At 72.5% G+C, this 17,057-nt stretch carries 21 protein-coding genes; 14 read left to right on the plus strand and 7 right to left on the minus strand.

Annotated elements, in window-relative coordinates:
* Positions 1 to 33 precede the first annotated feature (33 nt).
* The 3 genes from rph to AB3M81_RS03295 are packed head-to-tail and all read left to right on the plus strand — an operon-like array spanning position 34 to position 2,048.
* Positions 34 to 753: a ribonuclease PH gene (gene rph / locus AB3M81_RS03285; protein WP_412902470.1), complete on the plus strand. Its 720-nt coding sequence runs from the start codon at positions 34 to 36 to the stop codon at positions 751 to 753.
* Positions 750 to 1,364 (plus strand): RdgB/HAM1 family non-canonical purine NTP pyrophosphatase, encoded by a 615-nt coding sequence (rdgB, locus tag AB3M81_RS03290; RefSeq protein ID WP_412902471.1) that lies wholly within the window; start codon positions 750 to 752, stop codon positions 1,362 to 1,364. The genes rph and rdgB overlap by 4 nt, the downstream gene beginning before the upstream one ends.
* A 15-nt stretch (positions 1,365 to 1,379) precedes the next feature.
* Entirely contained in the window at positions 1,380 to 2,048 is a 669-nt protein-coding gene (locus AB3M81_RS03295; protein WP_412902472.1) for a VOC family protein, read from the plus strand.
* Positions 2,049 to 2,055: 7 nt separating this feature from the next.
* Here the strand turns inward: AB3M81_RS03295 and AB3M81_RS03300 are convergent, their stop codons facing one another.
* Positions 2,056 to 3,042 carry a YeiH family protein gene (locus AB3M81_RS03300; RefSeq protein WP_412902473.1) on the minus strand — a complete coding sequence of 329 codons (987 nt, stop codon included), beginning with the start codon at positions 3,040 to 3,042 and terminating at the stop codon, positions 2,056 to 2,058.
* Positions 3,043 to 3,112: 70 nt separating this feature from the next.
* Between AB3M81_RS03300 and AB3M81_RS03305 the strand changes: the two genes are divergently transcribed.
* On the plus strand, positions 3,113 to 4,015 hold the full coding sequence (locus AB3M81_RS03305) for a LysR family transcriptional regulator (RefSeq protein ID WP_412902474.1): 903 nt from the start codon (positions 3,113 to 3,115) through the stop codon (positions 4,013 to 4,015).
* A gap of 31 nt (positions 4,016 to 4,046) precedes the next feature.
* Positions 4,047 to 5,120, plus strand: coding sequence for a succinyl-diaminopimelate desuccinylase (gene dapE, locus AB3M81_RS03310; RefSeq protein WP_412902475.1), 1,074 nt, complete (start codon positions 4,047 to 4,049; stop codon positions 5,118 to 5,120).
* Here dapE and AB3M81_RS03315 read toward each other — a convergent pair.
* Positions 5,104 to 6,018 (minus strand): SGNH/GDSL hydrolase family protein, encoded by a 915-nt coding sequence (locus AB3M81_RS03315; protein WP_412902476.1) that lies wholly within the window; start codon positions 6,016 to 6,018, stop codon positions 5,104 to 5,106. The two genes, dapE and AB3M81_RS03315, sit on opposite strands and share 17 nt — an antisense overlap.
* 130 nt (positions 6,019 to 6,148) lie before the next feature.
* On the opposite strand from AB3M81_RS03315, the gene AB3M81_RS03320 reads away from it, so the two are divergent.
* The 3 genes from AB3M81_RS03320 (at position 6,149) to AB3M81_RS03330 (ending at position 7,258) form a co-directional block, all read left to right on the plus strand.
* Entirely contained in the window at positions 6,149 to 6,658 is a 510-nt protein-coding gene (locus AB3M81_RS03320) for a hypothetical protein (RefSeq protein ID WP_412902477.1), read from the plus strand.
* Between the two features lie 95 nt (positions 6,659 to 6,753).
* The gene (locus tag AB3M81_RS03325; protein ID WP_082530405.1) at positions 6,754 to 6,915 is read left to right on the plus strand and encodes a DUF3117 domain-containing protein; all 162 of its coding nucleotides are present in this window, start codon (positions 6,754 to 6,756) and stop codon (positions 6,913 to 6,915) included.
* A gap of 16 nt (positions 6,916 to 6,931) precedes the next feature.
* Complete coding sequence (locus tag AB3M81_RS03330) at positions 6,932 to 7,258, plus strand: hypothetical protein (RefSeq protein WP_412902478.1); 327 nt, start codon at positions 6,932 to 6,934, stop codon at positions 7,256 to 7,258.
* Between the two features lie 36 nt (positions 7,259 to 7,294).
* On the opposite strand, the gene AB3M81_RS03335 is transcribed toward AB3M81_RS03330, so the two are convergent.
* Positions 7,295 to 7,924 (minus strand): O-methyltransferase, encoded by a 630-nt coding sequence (locus AB3M81_RS03335; protein WP_412902479.1) that lies wholly within the window; start codon positions 7,922 to 7,924, stop codon positions 7,295 to 7,297.
* Positions 7,925 to 8,071: 147 nt separating this feature from the next.
* Between AB3M81_RS03335 and AB3M81_RS03340 the strand changes: the two genes are divergently transcribed.
* Positions 8,072 to 8,629: a sigma-70 family RNA polymerase sigma factor gene (locus tag AB3M81_RS03340; RefSeq protein WP_412902480.1), complete on the plus strand. Its 558-nt coding sequence runs from the start codon at positions 8,072 to 8,074 to the stop codon at positions 8,627 to 8,629.
* A gap of 60 nt (positions 8,630 to 8,689) precedes the next feature.
* Here AB3M81_RS03340 and AB3M81_RS03345 read toward each other — a convergent pair whose 3' ends face one another.
* The 4 genes from AB3M81_RS03345 to AB3M81_RS03360 are packed head-to-tail and all read right to left on the minus strand — an operon-like array spanning position 8,690 to position 11,964.
* Positions 8,690 to 9,007 carry a sec-independent translocase gene (locus AB3M81_RS03345; RefSeq protein WP_412902481.1) on the minus strand — a complete coding sequence of 106 codons (318 nt, stop codon included), beginning with the start codon at positions 9,005 to 9,007 and terminating at the stop codon, positions 8,690 to 8,692.
* Positions 9,008 to 9,017: 10 nt separating this feature from the next.
* On the minus strand, positions 9,018 to 10,169 hold the full coding sequence (locus tag AB3M81_RS03350; protein ID WP_412902482.1) for an Mrp/NBP35 family ATP-binding protein: 1,152 nt from the start codon (positions 10,167 to 10,169) through the stop codon (positions 9,018 to 9,020).
* 60 nt (positions 10,170 to 10,229) lie between these two features.
* Complete coding sequence (locus AB3M81_RS03355) at positions 10,230 to 10,739, minus strand: DUF1003 domain-containing protein (RefSeq protein WP_412902483.1); 510 nt, start codon at positions 10,737 to 10,739, stop codon at positions 10,230 to 10,232.
* Positions 10,732 to 11,964: a magnesium transporter MgtE N-terminal domain-containing protein gene (locus tag AB3M81_RS03360; protein WP_412902484.1), complete on the minus strand. Its 1,233-nt coding sequence runs from the start codon at positions 11,962 to 11,964 to the stop codon at positions 10,732 to 10,734. Before AB3M81_RS03360 ends, AB3M81_RS03355 begins: the two co-directional genes overlap by 8 nt.
* A gap of 113 nt (positions 11,965 to 12,077) precedes the next feature.
* Between AB3M81_RS03360 and AB3M81_RS03365 the strand changes: the two genes are divergently transcribed.
* From AB3M81_RS03365 to AB3M81_RS03385, 5 genes are all read left to right on the plus strand, one after another.
* Positions 12,078 to 12,959, plus strand: a complete 882-nt coding sequence (locus AB3M81_RS03365; protein WP_412902485.1) for a DMT family transporter — start codon at positions 12,078 to 12,080, stop codon at positions 12,957 to 12,959.
* Positions 12,960 to 13,033: 74 nt separating this feature from the next.
* Positions 13,034 to 14,227 carry an acyl-CoA dehydrogenase family protein gene (locus AB3M81_RS03370; RefSeq protein ID WP_412902486.1) on the plus strand — a complete coding sequence of 398 codons (1,194 nt, stop codon included), beginning with the start codon at positions 13,034 to 13,036 and terminating at the stop codon, positions 14,225 to 14,227.
* Between the two features lie 74 nt (positions 14,228 to 14,301).
* Positions 14,302 to 14,778, plus strand: coding sequence for a YflT domain-containing protein (locus AB3M81_RS03375; protein WP_412902487.1), 477 nt, complete (start codon positions 14,302 to 14,304; stop codon positions 14,776 to 14,778).
* Between the two features lie 29 nt (positions 14,779 to 14,807).
* Positions 14,808 to 15,620 carry a sulfotransferase gene (locus tag AB3M81_RS03380; protein ID WP_412902488.1) on the plus strand — a complete coding sequence of 271 codons (813 nt, stop codon included), beginning with the start codon at positions 14,808 to 14,810 and terminating at the stop codon, positions 15,618 to 15,620.
* Positions 15,621 to 15,717: 97 nt separating this feature from the next.
* Entirely contained in the window at positions 15,718 to 17,025 is a 1,308-nt protein-coding gene (locus AB3M81_RS03385; protein WP_412902489.1) for an endonuclease/exonuclease/phosphatase family protein, read from the plus strand.
* Positions 17,026 to 17,057: the final 32 nt, after the last annotated feature.

Raw genomic sequence — 17,057 nt, forward strand, 5'->3', positions numbered from 1 at the left:
CGGGGAAACTGCGCCCCGCTATACCGTGGGCACGTGACCCGAGAAGACGGCAGGACCCCCGATCAGCTGCGACCCATCACGTTCACCCGGGGCTGGCTCGACCACGCCGCCGGCTCGTGCCTGGTGGAGTTCGGCAAGACCCGCGTGCTGTGCGCCGTGGCCGCCACCGAGGGCGTGCCGCGCTGGCGCAAGGGCTCGGGCCTGGGCTGGCTCACCGCCGAGTACGCGATGCTGCCGCAGGCCACGCACGACCGCTCCTCACGCGAGTCGGTCAAGGGCAGGATCGGCGGCCGCACGCACGAGATCAGCCGGCTGATCGGCCGCTCGCTGCGCGCCGCGGTCGACCTGTCCGCGCTGGGCGAGAACACGATCGCGATCGACTGCGACGTGCTGCAGGCCGACGGCGGCACCCGCACGGCCGCGATCACGGGCGCCTACGTCGCGCTCGTCGACGCCGTGAACCACCTGAAGTCGCAGGGCGCCGCGAAGGGCGACCCGATCACCGACTCGATCGCCGCCGTCAGCGTCGGCATCATCGACGGCACGCCGATGCTGGACCTGCCGTACGTCGAGGACGTCCGCGCCGAGACCGACATGAACGTCGTGATGACCGGCTCCGGGAAGTTCATCGAGGTCCAGGGCACCGCCGAGGGCGCCGCCTTCGACCGCGCCGAGCTCGACGTCCTGCTCGATCTCGCGGCGCAGGGCTGCGGCGACCTGACGCGCCTGCAGCAGGAGGCGCTCGCGTCGTGACCCGCATCGTGCTGGCGTCCGGCAACGCCAAGAAGCTCGACGAGCTGCGCCGCATCCTCGAGCCGCTCGTCCCCGGGGTCGAGGTGCTGGGCCTGGCCGACGTCGAGCCGTACGACGAGCCCGCCGAGACCGAGCCGACGTTCGAGGGCAACGCCCTCATCAAGGCGCGCACCGCCGCGCGGGTCACGGGCCTGCCGGCGCTGGCGGACGACTCCGGCATCTGCGTCGACGCGCTCAACGGCATGCCGGGCGTGCTGTCCGCGCGCTGGTCGGGCGTGCCCAAGGACCAAGGCGGCGACGCCGCGAACAACCGCCTGCTCCTCGCGCAGCTGGCCGACGTCCCGGACGAGCGGCGTGGGGCCACGTTCCGCTGCGCGATGGCGCTCGTCATGCCCGACGGCACCGAGGTCGTCGAGGTCGGTGAGATGCCCGGCCGCGTCCTGCGTGCCGAGCGTGGCGAGGGCGGCTTCGGCTACGACCCGCTGTTCGCGGCCGACGGGTACGACGTCTCCACCGCCGAGCTGTCGCGCGAGGAGAAGGACGCCATCAGCCACCGCGGCCGCGCGCTGCGCGCGATCGCGCCGGTCGTGGCTGACATGCTGTCCGCCTGAACCTAGGCTGGCGCCATGGCACTCGTGGCGTTCAAGAACCTGGTCATCGACGTCGAGGACCCCGGTGCCGCGGCGCAGCGCTGGGGTCGTTGGCTGCACCTGCACGTCCGTGAGACGCAGGACGGCGCCGTCCTGGCCGGCCAGCGCCCGCAGCAGACGATCCTGCTGGCGTCCGCGCCGCCCAAGACGACCAAGAACCGCGTCCACCTCGACCTCGTCGCCCACGACCCGAGCCCGTTCGACGACCTCGAGCGGGTCACCGAGCCGGGGCGGTTCAGCTGGACCACGTATCGAGATCCCGAGGGCCACGAGCTCTGCGTGTTCACCGAGAGCGACCGCCCGGACGGCCTCAAGGACGTCGTCGTGGACTCGGTCGACCACCGGGCGATCGCCACGTGGTGGGCCGAGGTCTTCGGCGCCACGCTCGGCACGGACGACGAGTACTCGTGGGTCGACGACATCCCCGGTGCCCCGACCGAGTCGTTCGACTTCGTCCCCGTCCCGGAGCCCAAGACGGTCAAGAACCGCGTCCACTGGGACGTCGTCCTGCTGGGCGACACGACGGTCGACGACCTCGTCGACCGCGGCGCCAGCGTCCTCCTGCCGCCGGGCGGTGACCGCACCTGGACGGTCATGGCCGACCCGGAGGGCAACGAGTTCTGCGTCGTCCCCGCCGGTCACTGACCCCCGGTCACAGCAGCGCGACCTGCACCCCCGAGACCGTCACGGCCACGGCCGTGGCGAAGGCGGCCAGGCCGACCGCACGGACCGGGATGCGCGCCAGGTGGGCCAGTCGCAGGTCCAGGCCGAGGCCGAACATCCCGACGGCCAGCAGGAACGTCGTGGTGTGCCGTGCCCCGTCGAGCGTGCCGGCCGGGAGCACGCCGGTCGCCCGCACGAGGCACGCCACGACGAAGCCGACGATGAACCACGGGACGAGCGCGACGGATCGACCGGCGGGGTCGCGGTGCGTGCGGGCCGCGCGGGCGTAGGCGGGGGCCAGCAGGACGACGCGTCCCAGCTTGACGACGCTGGCCGTGGGCACGACGGCGGCGCCGAGGATCGTCGCGGCCGCGACCACCTGGCCCACTTCGTGGATGCTGGCGCCCGCCCACACGGCCCCCTGTTCGGCCGTCAGCCCGAGCGCGTGCGTGGCCGCGGGGATCGCGACGACCAGGGCGGTCCCGAAGAGGGTCACGAGCGCCAGGGCGGTGGCGACGTCGCGCTCGCGGGCGCGGACCGCGTCCTGCACGGCGGCGATCGCCGCGGCCCCGCAGATCGAGAAGCCGGCGGCGATGAGCGTGACGAGCCGGGGCTCCAGCCCCCAGCGGCGACCGGCGGCGTGCGTGAGCGACCACGTCGCCACGACCGTCGTGGCGATGACCAGCAGGCCTCGAGGCCCGACGGCGGCGACGTCGGAGAGCGAGAGCTGCAGCCCCAGTCCGACGATGCCCAGGCGCAGCGCCAGCCGGGCCGCGTCCGCGGTGCGTCGCCGGTCGCGGTCCGGGGCGACGTTGGCGACGACCGAGCCCAGGACGATGCCCCACATGAGTGGGCTCACCCACGGCAGCACCCACGAGAGGGCGATCGCGAGAGCCGCGCCCGCGGCCAGCGGCAGCAACGACGTCGCGGCGTCCCACGCGCGCGAGCGGGTGGACGGGGGAGCGGGTCCGAGCATGCCTCCAGCGTTCCGGCGCGGGACGGGCCGCGGTAGACGCCGGAACCGGGGCACCTCATAATCTGTGGTTATGGCCAGGGTGGACGTCACGACGATCGAGCTCCTCGTCGCGCTCGACGACCTGCGGAGCCTGTCCGCCGCCGCCGACCGCCTCGGGATCTCGCAGCCGGCGGCGAGCGCGCGCCTGCGCGAGTTCGAGGCCCGGTGGCAGCTGGCCGTCGCGGTGAGGTCGCCCCGCGGCACGGTCCTGACCGAGGACGGGCAGGCGGTCGTCGCGTGGGCGCGCCGCGTCGCGGCCGAGCTCGAGAGCTTCGAGACCGGGATCGCGGCGCTCTCGGCCGAGCGCGGCAGTGACCTGGACATCGCCGCGAGCCTCACGATCGCGGAGTTCGTCCTGCCGCGCTGGCTCGGCGAGCTGCGCGTCCGACTGCCCGAGGTCCGGCCCCACCTGCTCGTCGTCAACAGCGACGCGGTGCTGGGCGCCGTCCGGTCGGGAGCCGCCTCGGTGGGGTTCATCGAGACGACGTACGCCCCGCAGGACCTCGAGCACCGGGTCATCGGGCACGACCGGCTCGTCATCGTCGTGGCGCCCCACCACCCGTGGGCCCGTCGCGCGTATCCCGTCCCACTGGAGCAGCTGCGCGCGGCCGAGTACGTCCTGCGCGAGCCGGGCAGCGGCACGCGGTCGACGTTCGAGCGGGCGCTGCGGAGCATCCCGCGCGTCGCGATCGAGGCGAGCTCGACGACGGCGGTCATCGGCGCCGCGCTCTCGGGCGCCGGCCCGACCGTGATCTCGGGGCTGGCGGTGCGCCACCACGTCGAGACGGGCCAGCTCGTCGAGGTCGCGTCCGAGCTGGACCTGCGCAGGCCGCTCTCGGCCGTGTGGGGGCGTGGGCAGCGCCTGGCCGCGCCGGCGCGCGAGCTGCTGAGCGTGGCGGCCCTCCATGCGTCCACGCGCACCGCGCACCCGTGAGACCCGGGGACCCGCGCCGGGTCCACCTAGGATGAGCCGGGTGAGCCTCGACCTGACCGCCGACATCGTCACCCTGACCCGCGCCGTCGTGGACGTCCCGTCCGAGAGCCTCGAGGAGGCCGAGCTGGCGGACGCCGTCGAGGCGGCCCTGCGCGCGTACGACCACCTCGAGGTCGTCCGCGACGGGCACACGATCGTCGCCCGCACGAGCCTGGGACGCGACGAGCGCGTCGTCATCGCCGGCCACCTCGACACCGTTCCCGAGAACGGCAACCTGCCGTCCCGCCTCGAGGGCGACACGCTGTGGGGCCTGGGCACGTGCGACATGAAGGGCGGCGTCGCGATCGCCCTGTCGCTCGCCGCCGAGCTGGCCGAGCCCGTCCGCGACGTCACGTGGGTCTTCTACGAGGCCGAGGAGATCGCGGCGGTCCACAACGGCCTCGGCCGCATCGCGCGCGAGCACCCGGACTGGCTGGCCGGCGACTTCGCGATCCTCATGGAGCCGTCGAACGCCGGTGTCGAGGCCGGCTGCCAGGGCACGATGCGCGTCGAGATCCGGACCACGGGCGAGCGCGCGCACTCCGCGCGCTCGTGGATGGGCCACAACGCGATCCACGACCTCGCGCCGGCGCTGGCCACCCTCGCGTCCTACGAGCCGCGCACGGCCGACATCGACGGACTGACGTACCGCGAGGGCCTCAACGCCGTCGGCGTCCGCGGCGGCGTGAGCGGCAACGTCATCCCCGACGAGGCCGTTCTCACGGTGAACTACCGCTTCGCGCCCGACCGCGACGAGGAGGCCGCGCTCGCGCACCTGCGCGACGTCTTCGACGGCTTCGAGCTGACCGTCACGGACTCCGCACCGGGCGCCCTTCCCGGCCTGGGCCGTCCGGCGGCCGCCGCGTTCGTCGAGGCCGTCGGGGGAGAGGTGGGCCCGAAGTTCGGCTGGACCGACGTCTCGAAGTTCACCGTGCTGGGCGTGCCCGCCGTGAACTACGGCCCGGGGGACCCGTCGTTCGCGCACAAGGCCGACGAGCAGGTGCCGGTCGAGCACCTGCACCGCGTCCACGCGCGGCTGCGGAGCTGGCTCAGCCGCGCCGAGTGAGCGTCCCGCGCAGGGACTCCACCACGAGGTCGCCGATCGCCCGGTGGCCGTCGGGCGTCGGGTGCGGATCGCCGATCGCGCAGTAGTACGTCTCGTCGCAGATGCGCGCGGCCCGAGCCGCCACGGTGCCGAAGGTCGCCGACTCCGCCGTTCGGTCCGCCGGCAGGTAGGCGCCGAACGCCCGGGTCACGTCCACGAACCGGGCGCCGTGGGCCTCGTACGTGGCTCGCAGGGCCGGGTTCACGACGGTCCGGAACATCGCGACCGAGGACCGCGCCGTCACGAGCGCCTGGGGCGACTCCGGTCGCAGGACCGGCGCGCCGAGCCAGACGTCGGGGTACGTCAGCCCGACGATCGGCACGTCCGGGCCGAGCCGGGAGCGGAGCTCGGCCAGCAGGTGGTCGAGCGCGGCGGTGACGCGGGGCATGATCCGCGTGACGCACCGTCGCCAGCGCGCGTCGAGCTCGCACGGACGCAGGTCGTTGACGCCCAGGACCACGGTCACCAGCTCGACGTCCTGCGCGTGCCGGTCGAGGTGGTCCAGGGCGACGGCCAGCTCGGAGCCCTTCACCGGAGCCAGCGAGTCGGCCTCGGGGGCCCGCAGCTCCTCGTCGCACGGATCGCCCGAGACGAAGTCGACGCTCGTGATGCCCGAGCAGCTGACGTTGACCAGGCTCAGGCCCGTCCGCTCGGCGACGCGCCAGGCGAAGCCGTCGGTCGTGTTGGTCTGCTCCTCGCCGTCGATCGCGGGCCGGAATCCCGCGCTGTACGAGTCGCCGATCGCCAGGTACTGCCGTTCCGCGGTGCGGTTCTCGTCGGTGGGGTCGGCGCAGGCCGCCAGCAGCGCGGCGGGCAGGAGGACGGCGGCCAGGACACGGCGCAGGGAGGCGGCAGGCACGCCGACCACCGTAGTGAGGACCCCGCGAGGCGGCTCGTCGAGCGGCAAGCCTCAGGTGTGGCCTGAAACTTGTCCCGGGCCTCGGCGTGCCGCCGTTCCCACACGCGCCGGGATGCCTAGTCTTGGCCGCATGTCCAGCCGCACACTTCCCCGCTCGCTGCGCGTGACGTCCGCAGTGATCGTGCTCGCTCTGGCCGCCGTCGTCGTCGTCGCCGGTGTGGCGATGCAGACGGTGCCGGCCCTCATCATGGCCGCCTGCGTGGCCCTGTCCTCCGGCATCACCTCGACGGTCCTGATGTCCGAGGAGATCCGCGACGTCCGCCAGAGGTTCGCGCGCGACCGCGTGCGCGACGCCCGCACGATCGCCCAGCGCGAGCGCGAGCACCTCGACGTCGACGCGTCCTTCCGTCGCGCCGTCGGCGAGCGCCTGCGCGCCAGCGAGGCCGAGATCGCCCGCCTGCGCGCCGACCTGGCCGCCGGCAGCGCCCAGATCGACGAGCTCGAGGAGCGCCTGGCCACCGAGCAGGAGCTCGTCGCGATGCTCGGCATGCGCCCCGAGATCGACCCGCGCATCGTCAGCCCGACGGCCTCGGCCGAGTCCGGCGAGCAGGCCGACGGCTCGGGACTGCGCTCTGCCTGAGGCGCTTTCCGACCCCTTCTCGTGAATCCGTCGTCACGATGAGCGATAATGAACGTCGGGCCCGTGACCGCGGGAACGGAACGAGAGGGGTACAGATGGCCGCCATGAAGCCTCGGACCGGCGACGGACCGATGGAGGTCACCAAGGAGGGACGCTGCATCGTCATGCGTGTTCCACTCGAGGGCGGCGGACGTCTGGTGGTCGAGCTCAACAACGAAGAGGCCGCCACGCTGGGCGACCAGCTGAAGGCTGTCTGAGTTGTACGGCCTCTCGGTGCGTTGGTCCCTGACCGACGCACCGGCCGGCACGCTCGACCGTCTGCGCGACTACGTCGAGCACGAGTCCCACGCGAAGTTCGCGGGGCTCAGTGGGCTGCGCTTCAAGACCTGGCGCGCCCGCGAGGGGGAGTGGTTCGAGGGCACGTACGTCTTCGTCAGCGACGAGGCGCGTGCCGCGTTCCAGACCGACTTCGAGACCCGCGCCGACGGCGTCCCCGGCAGCACGATGACCGGGACGACGCCCGCGATCGAGCCGTTCGAGGTCGTGGCCGTCGTGCGCGGTCCCGCGGGGTTCCGCTCCGCCGCACGCTTCGAGAGCTGACACCGGCCCGGGCCCCACGGCCCGGGCCGTCGTGCGTCAGTGGGCCTTCTGCAGGACCAGCAGTCCGTCGCCGAGGGGCAGCAGCAGCGAGGACAGGTCCTCGTCGGCGCGCACCCGCTCGAGCAGCTCGCGGATCGCGACGGTCTCGGGATCGCGCTGCGACGGGTCCGCGACCCGGTCGTGCCACAGGGCGTTGTCGAAGACCACGAAGCCGCCGGCGCGCGTGAGCCGCAGCGCCTCGTCGAGGTACTCGCCGTACTCGACCTTGTCGCCGTCGCAGAACACCAGGTCGTAGCCGCCGTCGTTGAGTCGCGGCAGCACGTCGAGCGCGGAGCCGGTGATGAGGCGGAAGCGCGTGGGCGGGATGCCCGCGTCCCGGAACACCTCGCGCGCGAGGCGCTGGTTCTCGGCCTCCAGGTCCACCGAGGTGAGCACGCCGTCGGGCAGCATGCCGCGCAGCAGGGCGAGACCGGAGACGCCGGTGCCCGTGCCGATCTCGGCGATGCTCTTGGCGCCGGCGGCGCCGGCCAGGAAGGTGAGCGCGGCCCTGGCCCCGGGCAGGACGGGGACGACGCCGACGGTCTCGGCGTGCTGGCGCGCGGTGCGCAGGTGGTCGTCCTCGGACTGGAACTGCTCGACGTAGGCCAGGCTGGCTTGGGTGGTCATGCTCCCTCGCATTCGTTCGGCGGGTGGTCCCAGCCTATCGACGGCGGGCCGCGCGCAGCGCCCTGACTCGCGGTGCGCGTCGGTGGACTTCGCCAACCGTCAGGGCGTTCTTCGGCTGCTCTCAGGTTGGCCCGTGAGGATCGAGGCATGCCCGACACGGCCACCACGCACGAGCAGGTCGAGGTCTATGCCCGCCACGCGGCGCAGGTCCATCGCCTGGCGTACCGGCTGACGGGCAACCACCAGGATGCCGAGGACCTCACGCAGGACGTCTTCGAGCGCGTCTTCACGTCCCTCGACCGGTACGAGGCGCACAACCTGGCCGGCTGGATCCACCGGATCACCACGAACCTGTTCCTCGACCGCGCCCGTCGTGCCAAGCGCCAGCCGACGGCGGCGCTCACGACCGCGCAGGAGGACCGCCTCGTCGACCGCGGCGCGCTGCCCGCGGATCACGTCCACGACGCCGGCTTCGACCCCGACATCGAGGCGGCGCTGGCGACGCTGCCGAGCCACTTCCGCGTGGCGGTCGTCCTGTCCGACGTCGAGCAGCTGGCGCACGCCGAGATCGCCCACGTGCTGGGCGTCAAGCTGAACACCGTGCGCAGCCGCGTCCACCGCGGCCGCGCGATGCTGCGCCGCGAGCTGGCGCACCGAGAGCCGCGCGCGGGACGCACGCGCGTGCTGGGGGCACTGGGAGCCTGAGGCGTGGACGGGTCCGGCGCGGCCGTGTGATGGGAGTGTCGCGCCGGGCTCGTCCGTGCCTCAGGTCGCCTCGGTGTCGAACGGCGGGACCTCGCCCGGCCGCAGGGCCCGCTGGCGCGGGACGGCCGGGGCCGGGGGAGGCGGCGCGGAGAACATCACGTCGCGCACGGCCGTGCGCGGGTCGAGGTCGCGCAGGTTGACGTCCTTGAACTCCTCGCCCAGCTCGTCGCGGAGCTCGGCCTTGGCACTGTCGGCCATCTGGCGCACGACCTTGACGAACTGTGCCGCCTGACGTGCCAGTCCGGGGAGCCGGTCGGGACCGAACAGCAGCATCGCGACGACCAGGATCGCCCCGATCTCCATCCAGCCCAGGCCCACGGGCGCGATCCTACAGTCGGCCGGCGGGCGCGAGTCCGAGCTGCATGCCCGCGAGGCCGCGGGTGCGGCCGCTCAGGCCGTCGGCGACCTGCTGCAGGATCTTGGCGCTCTCGGCGTCGGGATCGGAGATCACGATCGGGGCGCCGGCGTCGCCGCCCTCGCGCAGCCGCTCCTCGAGCGGCACCTGGCCGAGCACGCTGATGTCGTAGCCCAGGCGGGCGCTCAGGGCCGAGGCGACCTGCGCCGCGCCGCCGGAGCCGAAGACCTCCATGCGCTCGCCCGAGGGCAGCTGCAGGTACGACATGTTCTCGACGACGCCGACGACGCGCTGGTGCATCATCGAGGCCATCGTGCCGGCGCGCTCGGCGACCTGGGCGGCGGCCTGCTGCGGCGTGGTCACGACGACGACCTCGGCGTTGGGCAGGTGCTGGCCCAGGCTGATCGCCATGTCGCCGGTGCCCGGGGGCAGGTCGAGGAAGAGGGCGTCGAGGTCGCCCCAGTAGACGTCGGCCAGCATCTGCACGAGCGCGCGGTCGAGCATCGGGCCGCGCCACGCGACGACCTGGTCCTTGCGCGGCTTGAGCATGCCGATGCTCATGACCTTGAGCGTGGTGCCGGCGATGTCCGTCGGGACGGGCATGATCATGTCCTCGACCTGGGTGGGGCGCTGGTCGCCCACGCCGAGCATGTCGGGGATCGAGTGGCCGTAGATGTCGGCGTCCACGACGCCGACCTTGAGGCCGCGCTTGGCCATCGCGACGGCGAGGTTGACCGTCACCGACGACTTGCCGACGCCGCCCTTGCCCGAGGCGATCGCGTAGACCTTGGTCAGCGAGCCGGGCTGGGCGAACGGGATCTCGCGCTCGGCGCGGCCGCCGCGCAGCTGCTCCTGCATGGCCTTGCGCTGCTCGTCGGTCATGACGCCCATGTCGACGCGCACGGTGTGCGCGGGGGCGACCTTGGCGACGGCGTTGGTCACGTCGCGCGTGAGCGTGTCCTTGAGCGGGCAGCCCGCGACGGTGAGCAGCAGGCGCACCACGATCTCGGTCTCGCCGATCGTGACACCGTCGACCATCCCCAGCTCGGTGATGGGGCGCTTGATCTCGGGATCGTTGACGGTCGAGAGCGCCTCGGTGATCTGCTCGGTGGTGACATCAGCCATGTCGGGAAGTCTACGGGGCCATAGCGAGCGGCCCGGCGCCGCGTCAACCCCCGGACGGGCTCAGTCCTGCTCGGCGGGCTCGTCGTCCTTCTCGAGCTCGGCCAGGAACGAGCGCAGCTCGCCGCGCAGGAAGTCGCGCGTGGCGACCTCGCCCAGGCCGATGCGCAGGCTGGCGACCTCGCGGGCGAGGAACTCCATGTCCGCGTGCGAGCGGGCGGCGGCGTCCCGGTCCTGCTCGGCGGCGATGCGGTCGCGCGCCTCCTGGCGGTTCTGCGCCAGCAGGATGAGCGGGGCCGCGTACGACGCCTGCAGCGACAGGATCAGCGTGAGGAAGATGAACGGGTAATCGTCCCAGCGCGGGCGGTCCGGGCCGTACGGCACGTTCCACACGATCCACACCAGGATGAAGATCGTCATCCACGCGATGAACCGCGCGGTGCCGAGGAAGCGCGCGGCCGACTCGGCGAAGCGGCCGAAGCGCTCGGGATCGGCCTCGCGGCGGGCGGCGAGGTTGCTGCGCAGGCCCCGGCGCAGGTCGCGGGGCTGGTCGAGGCGTTCGCGGTCAGCCATTCTCACGCCATCCCTGCGGCAGCAGGTGGTCCAGCACGTCGTCGATCGTCACGACGCCCAGCAGGTGCTGGTTGTCGTCGACGACGGGCACGGCCACGAGGTTGTAGGCGGCCAGCAGGCCGGCGACCTCGGCCAGCGTCGCCTCGGGCCGCGGCCAGTCGATGTCGTTGTCGACGACCTGGCTCACGAGCGTGGACGGCGGCTCGCGCAGCAGCGCCTGGAAGTGCGCGACGCCCAGGAACCGCCCGGTCGGCGTCTCGAGCGGCGCGCGGCACACGTAGACCATCGACGCGAGCGCTGCGCTGAGCTCGGGCTCGCGCACGAGGGCGAGCGCGTCGGCGATCGTGGCGTCCGGCGCCACGACGACGGGCTCGGTGGTCATCATGCCGCCGGCCGTGCGCTCCTCGTAGGAGAGCAGGCGACGCACGTCCTCGGCGTCGTCGGGCTGCATGAGGCCCAGCAGCTCCTCGGCCGTCTGGGCGGGCAGCCCGCCGAGCAGGTCGGCGGCGTCGTCGGGGTCCATCTCGCCGAGGACGTCGGCGCCGCGGCTGGGGTCGAGGATGCCGAGCACCTCGGCCTGCAGCTTCTCGGGCATCTCCTCGAGCACGTCGGCGAGCCGCTCGTCGCCGAACTCGCGCACGATCTCCATGCGCCGCTTGGGCGGCAGGTCCCGCAGCGCGTTGGCGATGTCGGCCGGGCGCATCTCGTCCATCATCGCGAGCAGGTGCGTGGCGCCCTGGGCGGCCGACTCGTTGGCCAGGCCGCGGACCTCGTCCCACTCGACCACGTGGCTCGTGCCGCGGCGGCCGAAGCGCTTGTGCGGCTCGGCGACGGCGACCGTGGACACGTACCAGTCGCGGCGCGGGTCCTGCTCGATCGCGAGGTCGTAGAGCGCGGCCGGGGTGCCGTCGGCGAGCGTGACCTGGCGGTCGAACAGCTCGTGCACGGCGAGGGTCTCGGTGGCGCGCTGCTGGAACCGCCGCAGGTTCAGCACGCCCGTCGTGATGATCTGGCCCGAGTCCAGCGACGTCACGCGCGTCATCGGCAGGAACACCCGTCGCCGGCCGAGCACCTCGACGACGAGGCCGAGGACGCGCGGGCGCTGCGTGGCGCTGCGGACGGCCACGACGATGTCGCGCAGCTTGCCCACCTGGTCGCCGACGGGATCGAACACGGCCTGGCCGACGAGGCGGGACACGAAGATCCGGGTCGGCTGGCTGGTCACGAGTCCGAGGCTACCGGCCGGGCGCCGTCGCGCGCTGAGGACTCGTGGGCGGCGCGGGGACTCGCCGGCTCCCCAGCGTCACGGACGCGCGTGGGGCGGGGGAGACTGGCGCGGTGAACGTGGTCCTGGCCCTGGTGGCCGTCATCGGGGTGTCGCTGTCCGGTCCGCTCATGGCGGCGACGGCCGCGCCCGTGCTGGCGATCGCGTTCTGGCGCAACGCCATGGCGACGGGCCTGCTCGCGCCGTTCGCGCTGACCCGGCACCGCGCCGCGATCACCGGCCAGGACCGCCGGGGCTGGGCCCTGGGCGTCGTCGCCGGCGCCGCGCTGGCGGCGCACTTCGCGTGCTGGGTCGGCTCGCTCAAGCTGACCTCGGTCGCGGCCGCCACGGCGCTGGTCTCGATGCAGGTGCTGTTCGTCATCGCGATCGACGCGCTGCGCGGCCAGCGCGCGAGCGTCGCCGTGGTCGGCGGGTCGCTGCTGGCGCTGTGCGGCGTCGCGGCGATCTCGGGCGTGGACCTGTCGCTCTCGCGCGAGGCGATCCTCGGCGACGGCCTCGCCCTGGCCGGTGGCCTGTTCGCGGCGATCTACGTGACGGCCGGCGCGCGCGTGCGCGAGACGCTCTCGACGACCGCCTACACGTTCACCTGCTACGGCATCTGCTCGCTCATCCTGCTCGTCGCGTGCCTCGTCGCGGGCGTGCCGCTGGGCGGCTGGTCGGCGAAGGCCTGGGTCCTGATCGTCGCCGTCATGATCTCGGCGCAGCTGCTCGGTCACTCCGTCATCAACCACCTGCTGGCGGTGATGTCGCCCGTCGTGGTGTCCCTGCTGCTCCTGCTCGAGGTCCCGGGGGCCGCGCTCGTGGCCGCCGCCTTCCTCGACGAGGCCCTGCCGTGGCCCACCTACGCGGGGATCGTGCTGATCCTCGGCGGACTCGCCGTCGTCACGGCGGCGAACGGGCGGGCCCGGCCCGTCGAGCCCCTCGTGGCCGACTGAGGCACCCGCACGGTGCAGGCCGCTACCTCGCGGTAGGCTCGCGGGCGATTCCACCGATTTCGAGGAGCCACCCCATGGGACGCCTTGCCACGACTGAGGGCTTGACCGACATCCAGTCCGAGATCCTCAAGACGATCCGTGAGTTCGTCGACGAGCGGATCATTCCCGTCGCGCAGGAGCTGGAGCACGCCGACGAGTACCCCACCGAGATCATCGAGGGCCTCAAGGAGCTCGGCGTCTTCGGCCTGACGATCCCCGAGGAGTTCGGCGGCCTGGGCGAGTCCCTGCTGACCTACGCGCTCGTCGTGGAGGAGATCGCGCGCGGCTGGATGAGCGTCTCCGGCGTCATCAACACGCACTTCATCGTGGCCTACATGCTCATGCAGCACGGCACGGAGGAGCAGAAGGCCAAGTACCTGCCGAAGATGGCCACCGGCGAGGTCCGCGGCGCCTTCAGCATGAGCGAGCCGGGCCTGGGCTCGGACGTCTCGGCGGTCTCGACCAAGGCGACCAAGCTGGACGACGGCTCGTACTCGATCACCGGCCAGAAGATGTGGCTGACCAACGGCGGCACGTCCACGCTCGTCGCGGTGCTGTGCAAGTCCGACGAGGGCGCCGACAGCGTCTACAAGAACATGACCACGTTCCTGGTCGAGAAGGAGCCGGGCTTCGGCCAGACGGCCCAGGGCATCACGGTGCCGGGCAAGATCGACAAGATGGGCTACAAGGGCGTCGAGACGACCGAGCTCATCCTCGAGGACCACAAGATCTCGGCCGACCAGATCCTCGGCGGCACGCCGGGCAAGGGCTTCTTCCAGATGATGGACGGCGTCGAGGTCGGCCGCGTCAACGTCGCTGCCCGCGCGTGCGGCCTGCAGATCCGCGCCTTCGAGCTCGCGATCGCCTACGCGCAGCAGCGCAAGACGTTCGGCAAGCCGATCGCCGAGCACCAGGCGATCCTGTTCCGCCTCGCCGAGATGGGCACCAAGGTCGAGGTCAGCCACAACATGATGGTGCGCGCCGCGCGCCTGAAGGACTCCGGCCAGCGCATGGACGTCGAGGCCGGCATGGCCAAGATGGTCGCCTCCGAGTACGCCAACGAGGTCGTCGAGGCGTCGTTCCGCATCCACGGCGGCTACGGCTACTCCAAGGAGTACGAGATCGAGCGGATCTACCGCGAGACCGCCTTCATGCTCATCGGCGAGGGCACCTCGGACATCCAGAAGATGATCATCGGCCGCAACCTGCTCAAGGACTACAAGGCCTGAGCACCGGCCCCGACCGACCCCGTCCGCGATGCGCGGGCGGGGTCGAGTCGTCCCTGCGGGTCTACGCTGGCTGCATGGCCCAGATCTTCTCGTTGGAGTACCCGCAGTCGCTCGGCGTCTACGACGACTACGCCGCGGCGCAGAAGGCGGTCGACCACCTGGCCGACCATGAGTTCCCGGTCGAGACGGTGCTGATCGTGGGCACCGACCTCAAGCAGCTCGAACGCGTCACTGGTCGCCTGACCTGGGGCCGCGTCATCCTCAGCGGCGTCGCCGGCGGCGCCTGGTTCGGCCTGCTCATCGGCCTGCTGCTGGGGCTGTTCGCGGCCGAGGGCGAATGGCTCGCGGCGGTGCTGACGGGCGTCCTGCTGGGCGTCGTGTGGGGCGGTGTCATCGCCGCCGTCGGGTACGCGGCGAGCCGCGGCCGGCGCGACTTCTCCAGCGTCAAGACGATCCTGCCGAGCAAGTACGAGGTGCTCGTCGAGCACAAGCACCTGGCCCGCGGCCAGGAGCTGCTGGCCCAGATGCCGGGGCGGACCACCACGTTCTGAGCCGGTCGCCGCGCGGTAGGTTGGAGGTCATGCCCCTCGCACGATCGGTCGCCCGCAAAGTCCCGCCCCTGCGTCGTGTGATGGACGACCGCGACGCGCTGCGGCGCGAGGTCAAGCAGCTGAACCGCGAGAACGCGAAGCTGCAGAAGCGTGTCGACTCGCTCACCGGTGACGTCAACCGGCTGACCACCGGCGGGGACCGCTCGTACGGATACGTCTTCGTCGTGACGTACGGCCGCAGCGGCTCCACGCTGCTGCAGGGCGTGCTGAACTCGATCCCCGGCTACCTCATCCGGGGCGAGAACGCCGGCACGATCGAGAGCCTGCACGACAACTGGCGCAAGATCGGCCAGCGCCTGGGCAAGGTGCGTGGCGGCTCGCCCACCCTGCCCTGGTACGGCATGGACCAGTACTCCACCGACCAGGCCGCGGCCTCGTACCGGCGTCACGTGCTCGAGGTCCTGCTCAAGCCGCAGGAGGACACCCGCGTCACGGGCTTCAAGGAGATCCGCTGGTGGAAGCGTGACCTCGTCGAGACGCTCGAGTTCACCCGCACCGTGTTCCCCGGGGCGCGCTTCGTGCTCAACACCCGCAACGTCGACGACGTCATCCAGAGCAAGTGGTGGGCCGACAAGGATCCCGCCGACGCCCGCCGCCAGGTGGAGGACTACGACGCCCGCCTCGAGCGCGCCCACCGCGAGCTCGGCGACGCGACGTACCGCGTCCACTACGACGACTACGTGGCCGACCACGGCGTGCTCGAGGGCCTGTTCGACTGGCTCGGCGAGCCGTTCGACCGCCAGCGGATCGACGAGGTCATGGGGACGCCGCACTCGTTCTGAGCCTGTGACTCCTGCGCTTCCTGTGCGTGGAGTTGTCCGAGCGGCCTACAGTGGGAGACCGCGGCCATCGGGGGTCCGCAGGTTCCGGAAGGTCGTCATGCGCGTTCGTCTCGCCGCCGTCGTCACGGCGCTCACCGTCTCCGTCGGGCTCCTCGCGGCGCTGTCCGCGACGCCCGCCCAGGCCGCCTCGACGCGCTGCGCCGCGTACGGCGACGTGGTGCGCGAGACCGCGCCCGGCCGGCCGTTCGCGGGCCGCACGCCGATCCTGGCCGCCTCGTACAACATCGGCGGCTACAACGGCGCGAAGTCGCTGCCGGCGTGGGAGTCGCGCTCCGCGCGCATCGTCTCGATGATCATGCGCTGCTCGCCCGACGTGATCGGCCTGCAGGAGGCGTCCGAGGCCTGGATGCAGCGTCGCCCCGCGGGTCAGCGCAACCACGCCCAGTACGAGCAGGTGGTCGACCTCATGAACGCGCGGACGCCGGGCTCGCCGTACCGCGTCACCAACACGTACCGCCAGCAGTGCCCCACGACCGGCCCGAACCCGGCCGTCTGGAACGGCACCTGGCAGGGCGAGCGCGCCCCGTGGCGCGTGTGCGCGACCTCGCCGACGCGCAGCTCGTCGGACAACCGCACGGTCTATGACTCGCGCGTGCTGAAGGTCGTCACGCACGGCTCGCGGCCGCTGACCAGCGCCACCCGCACCCGCCGCACGCTCGACTGGACGGTCTTCGAGGTCCGCCAGTCCGGCCGCCGGTTCGTCTTCGCCAACACGCACCTCGACGCGACCTACCGGGGCACGGCGATCGGCAGCTCCACGTCGAACGCGTTCCGCCGCTCGCAGGCCCGCCAGATCATCGCCGCGCTCAAGCAGGTCCGGGTGCGCGACGGCGCGACGCTGCCGATCGTGCAGGTGGGCGACCTGAACTCGACCGGCCGGATGATGCCGCGCACGCCCGTCGACGACCTCACCTCGTTCGGCCTCGTCGATGCGCTGGGCACCGACCGTCGCGTCCACCGCTCGAAGCGCGCGAAGTGGCGCGGCTCCTGCGCGTCCGTCGGCGTCACGTCCTCGCTCGTGACGGCGCGGTACGCGCGCGTGCCGCTGCACGTGACGCGGCGCATCAACGCGGCGTACAACACCTCGAACGGCGTCGCCGGCAAGCGGCCGGGCAGCGGCGTCAACACGTGCATGTTCCGCGACGCGAAGCACCGCAAGCCGCGCGGCTCGACGCCCGGGGCGTACTACCGGTACCAGGGCGTCCGGATCGACTACGTCCTCGCCTCGGCGGCGATCCGCGCGCGCGGCTGGGAGACGGTCGTGGACGCGAACCTGCGCACCGCGGGCTACCGGGCGACGCCCCCGTCGGACCACAACATGATCGCGGCGACGCTCGCCCTCTGACGATCCGCCATGATGGTCCCGCACCATCCGCG

This window comes from Aeromicrobium jepli (genome assembly GCF_047246605.1).
Lineage (GTDB): Bacteria > Actinomycetota > Actinomycetes > Propionibacteriales > Nocardioidaceae > Aeromicrobium.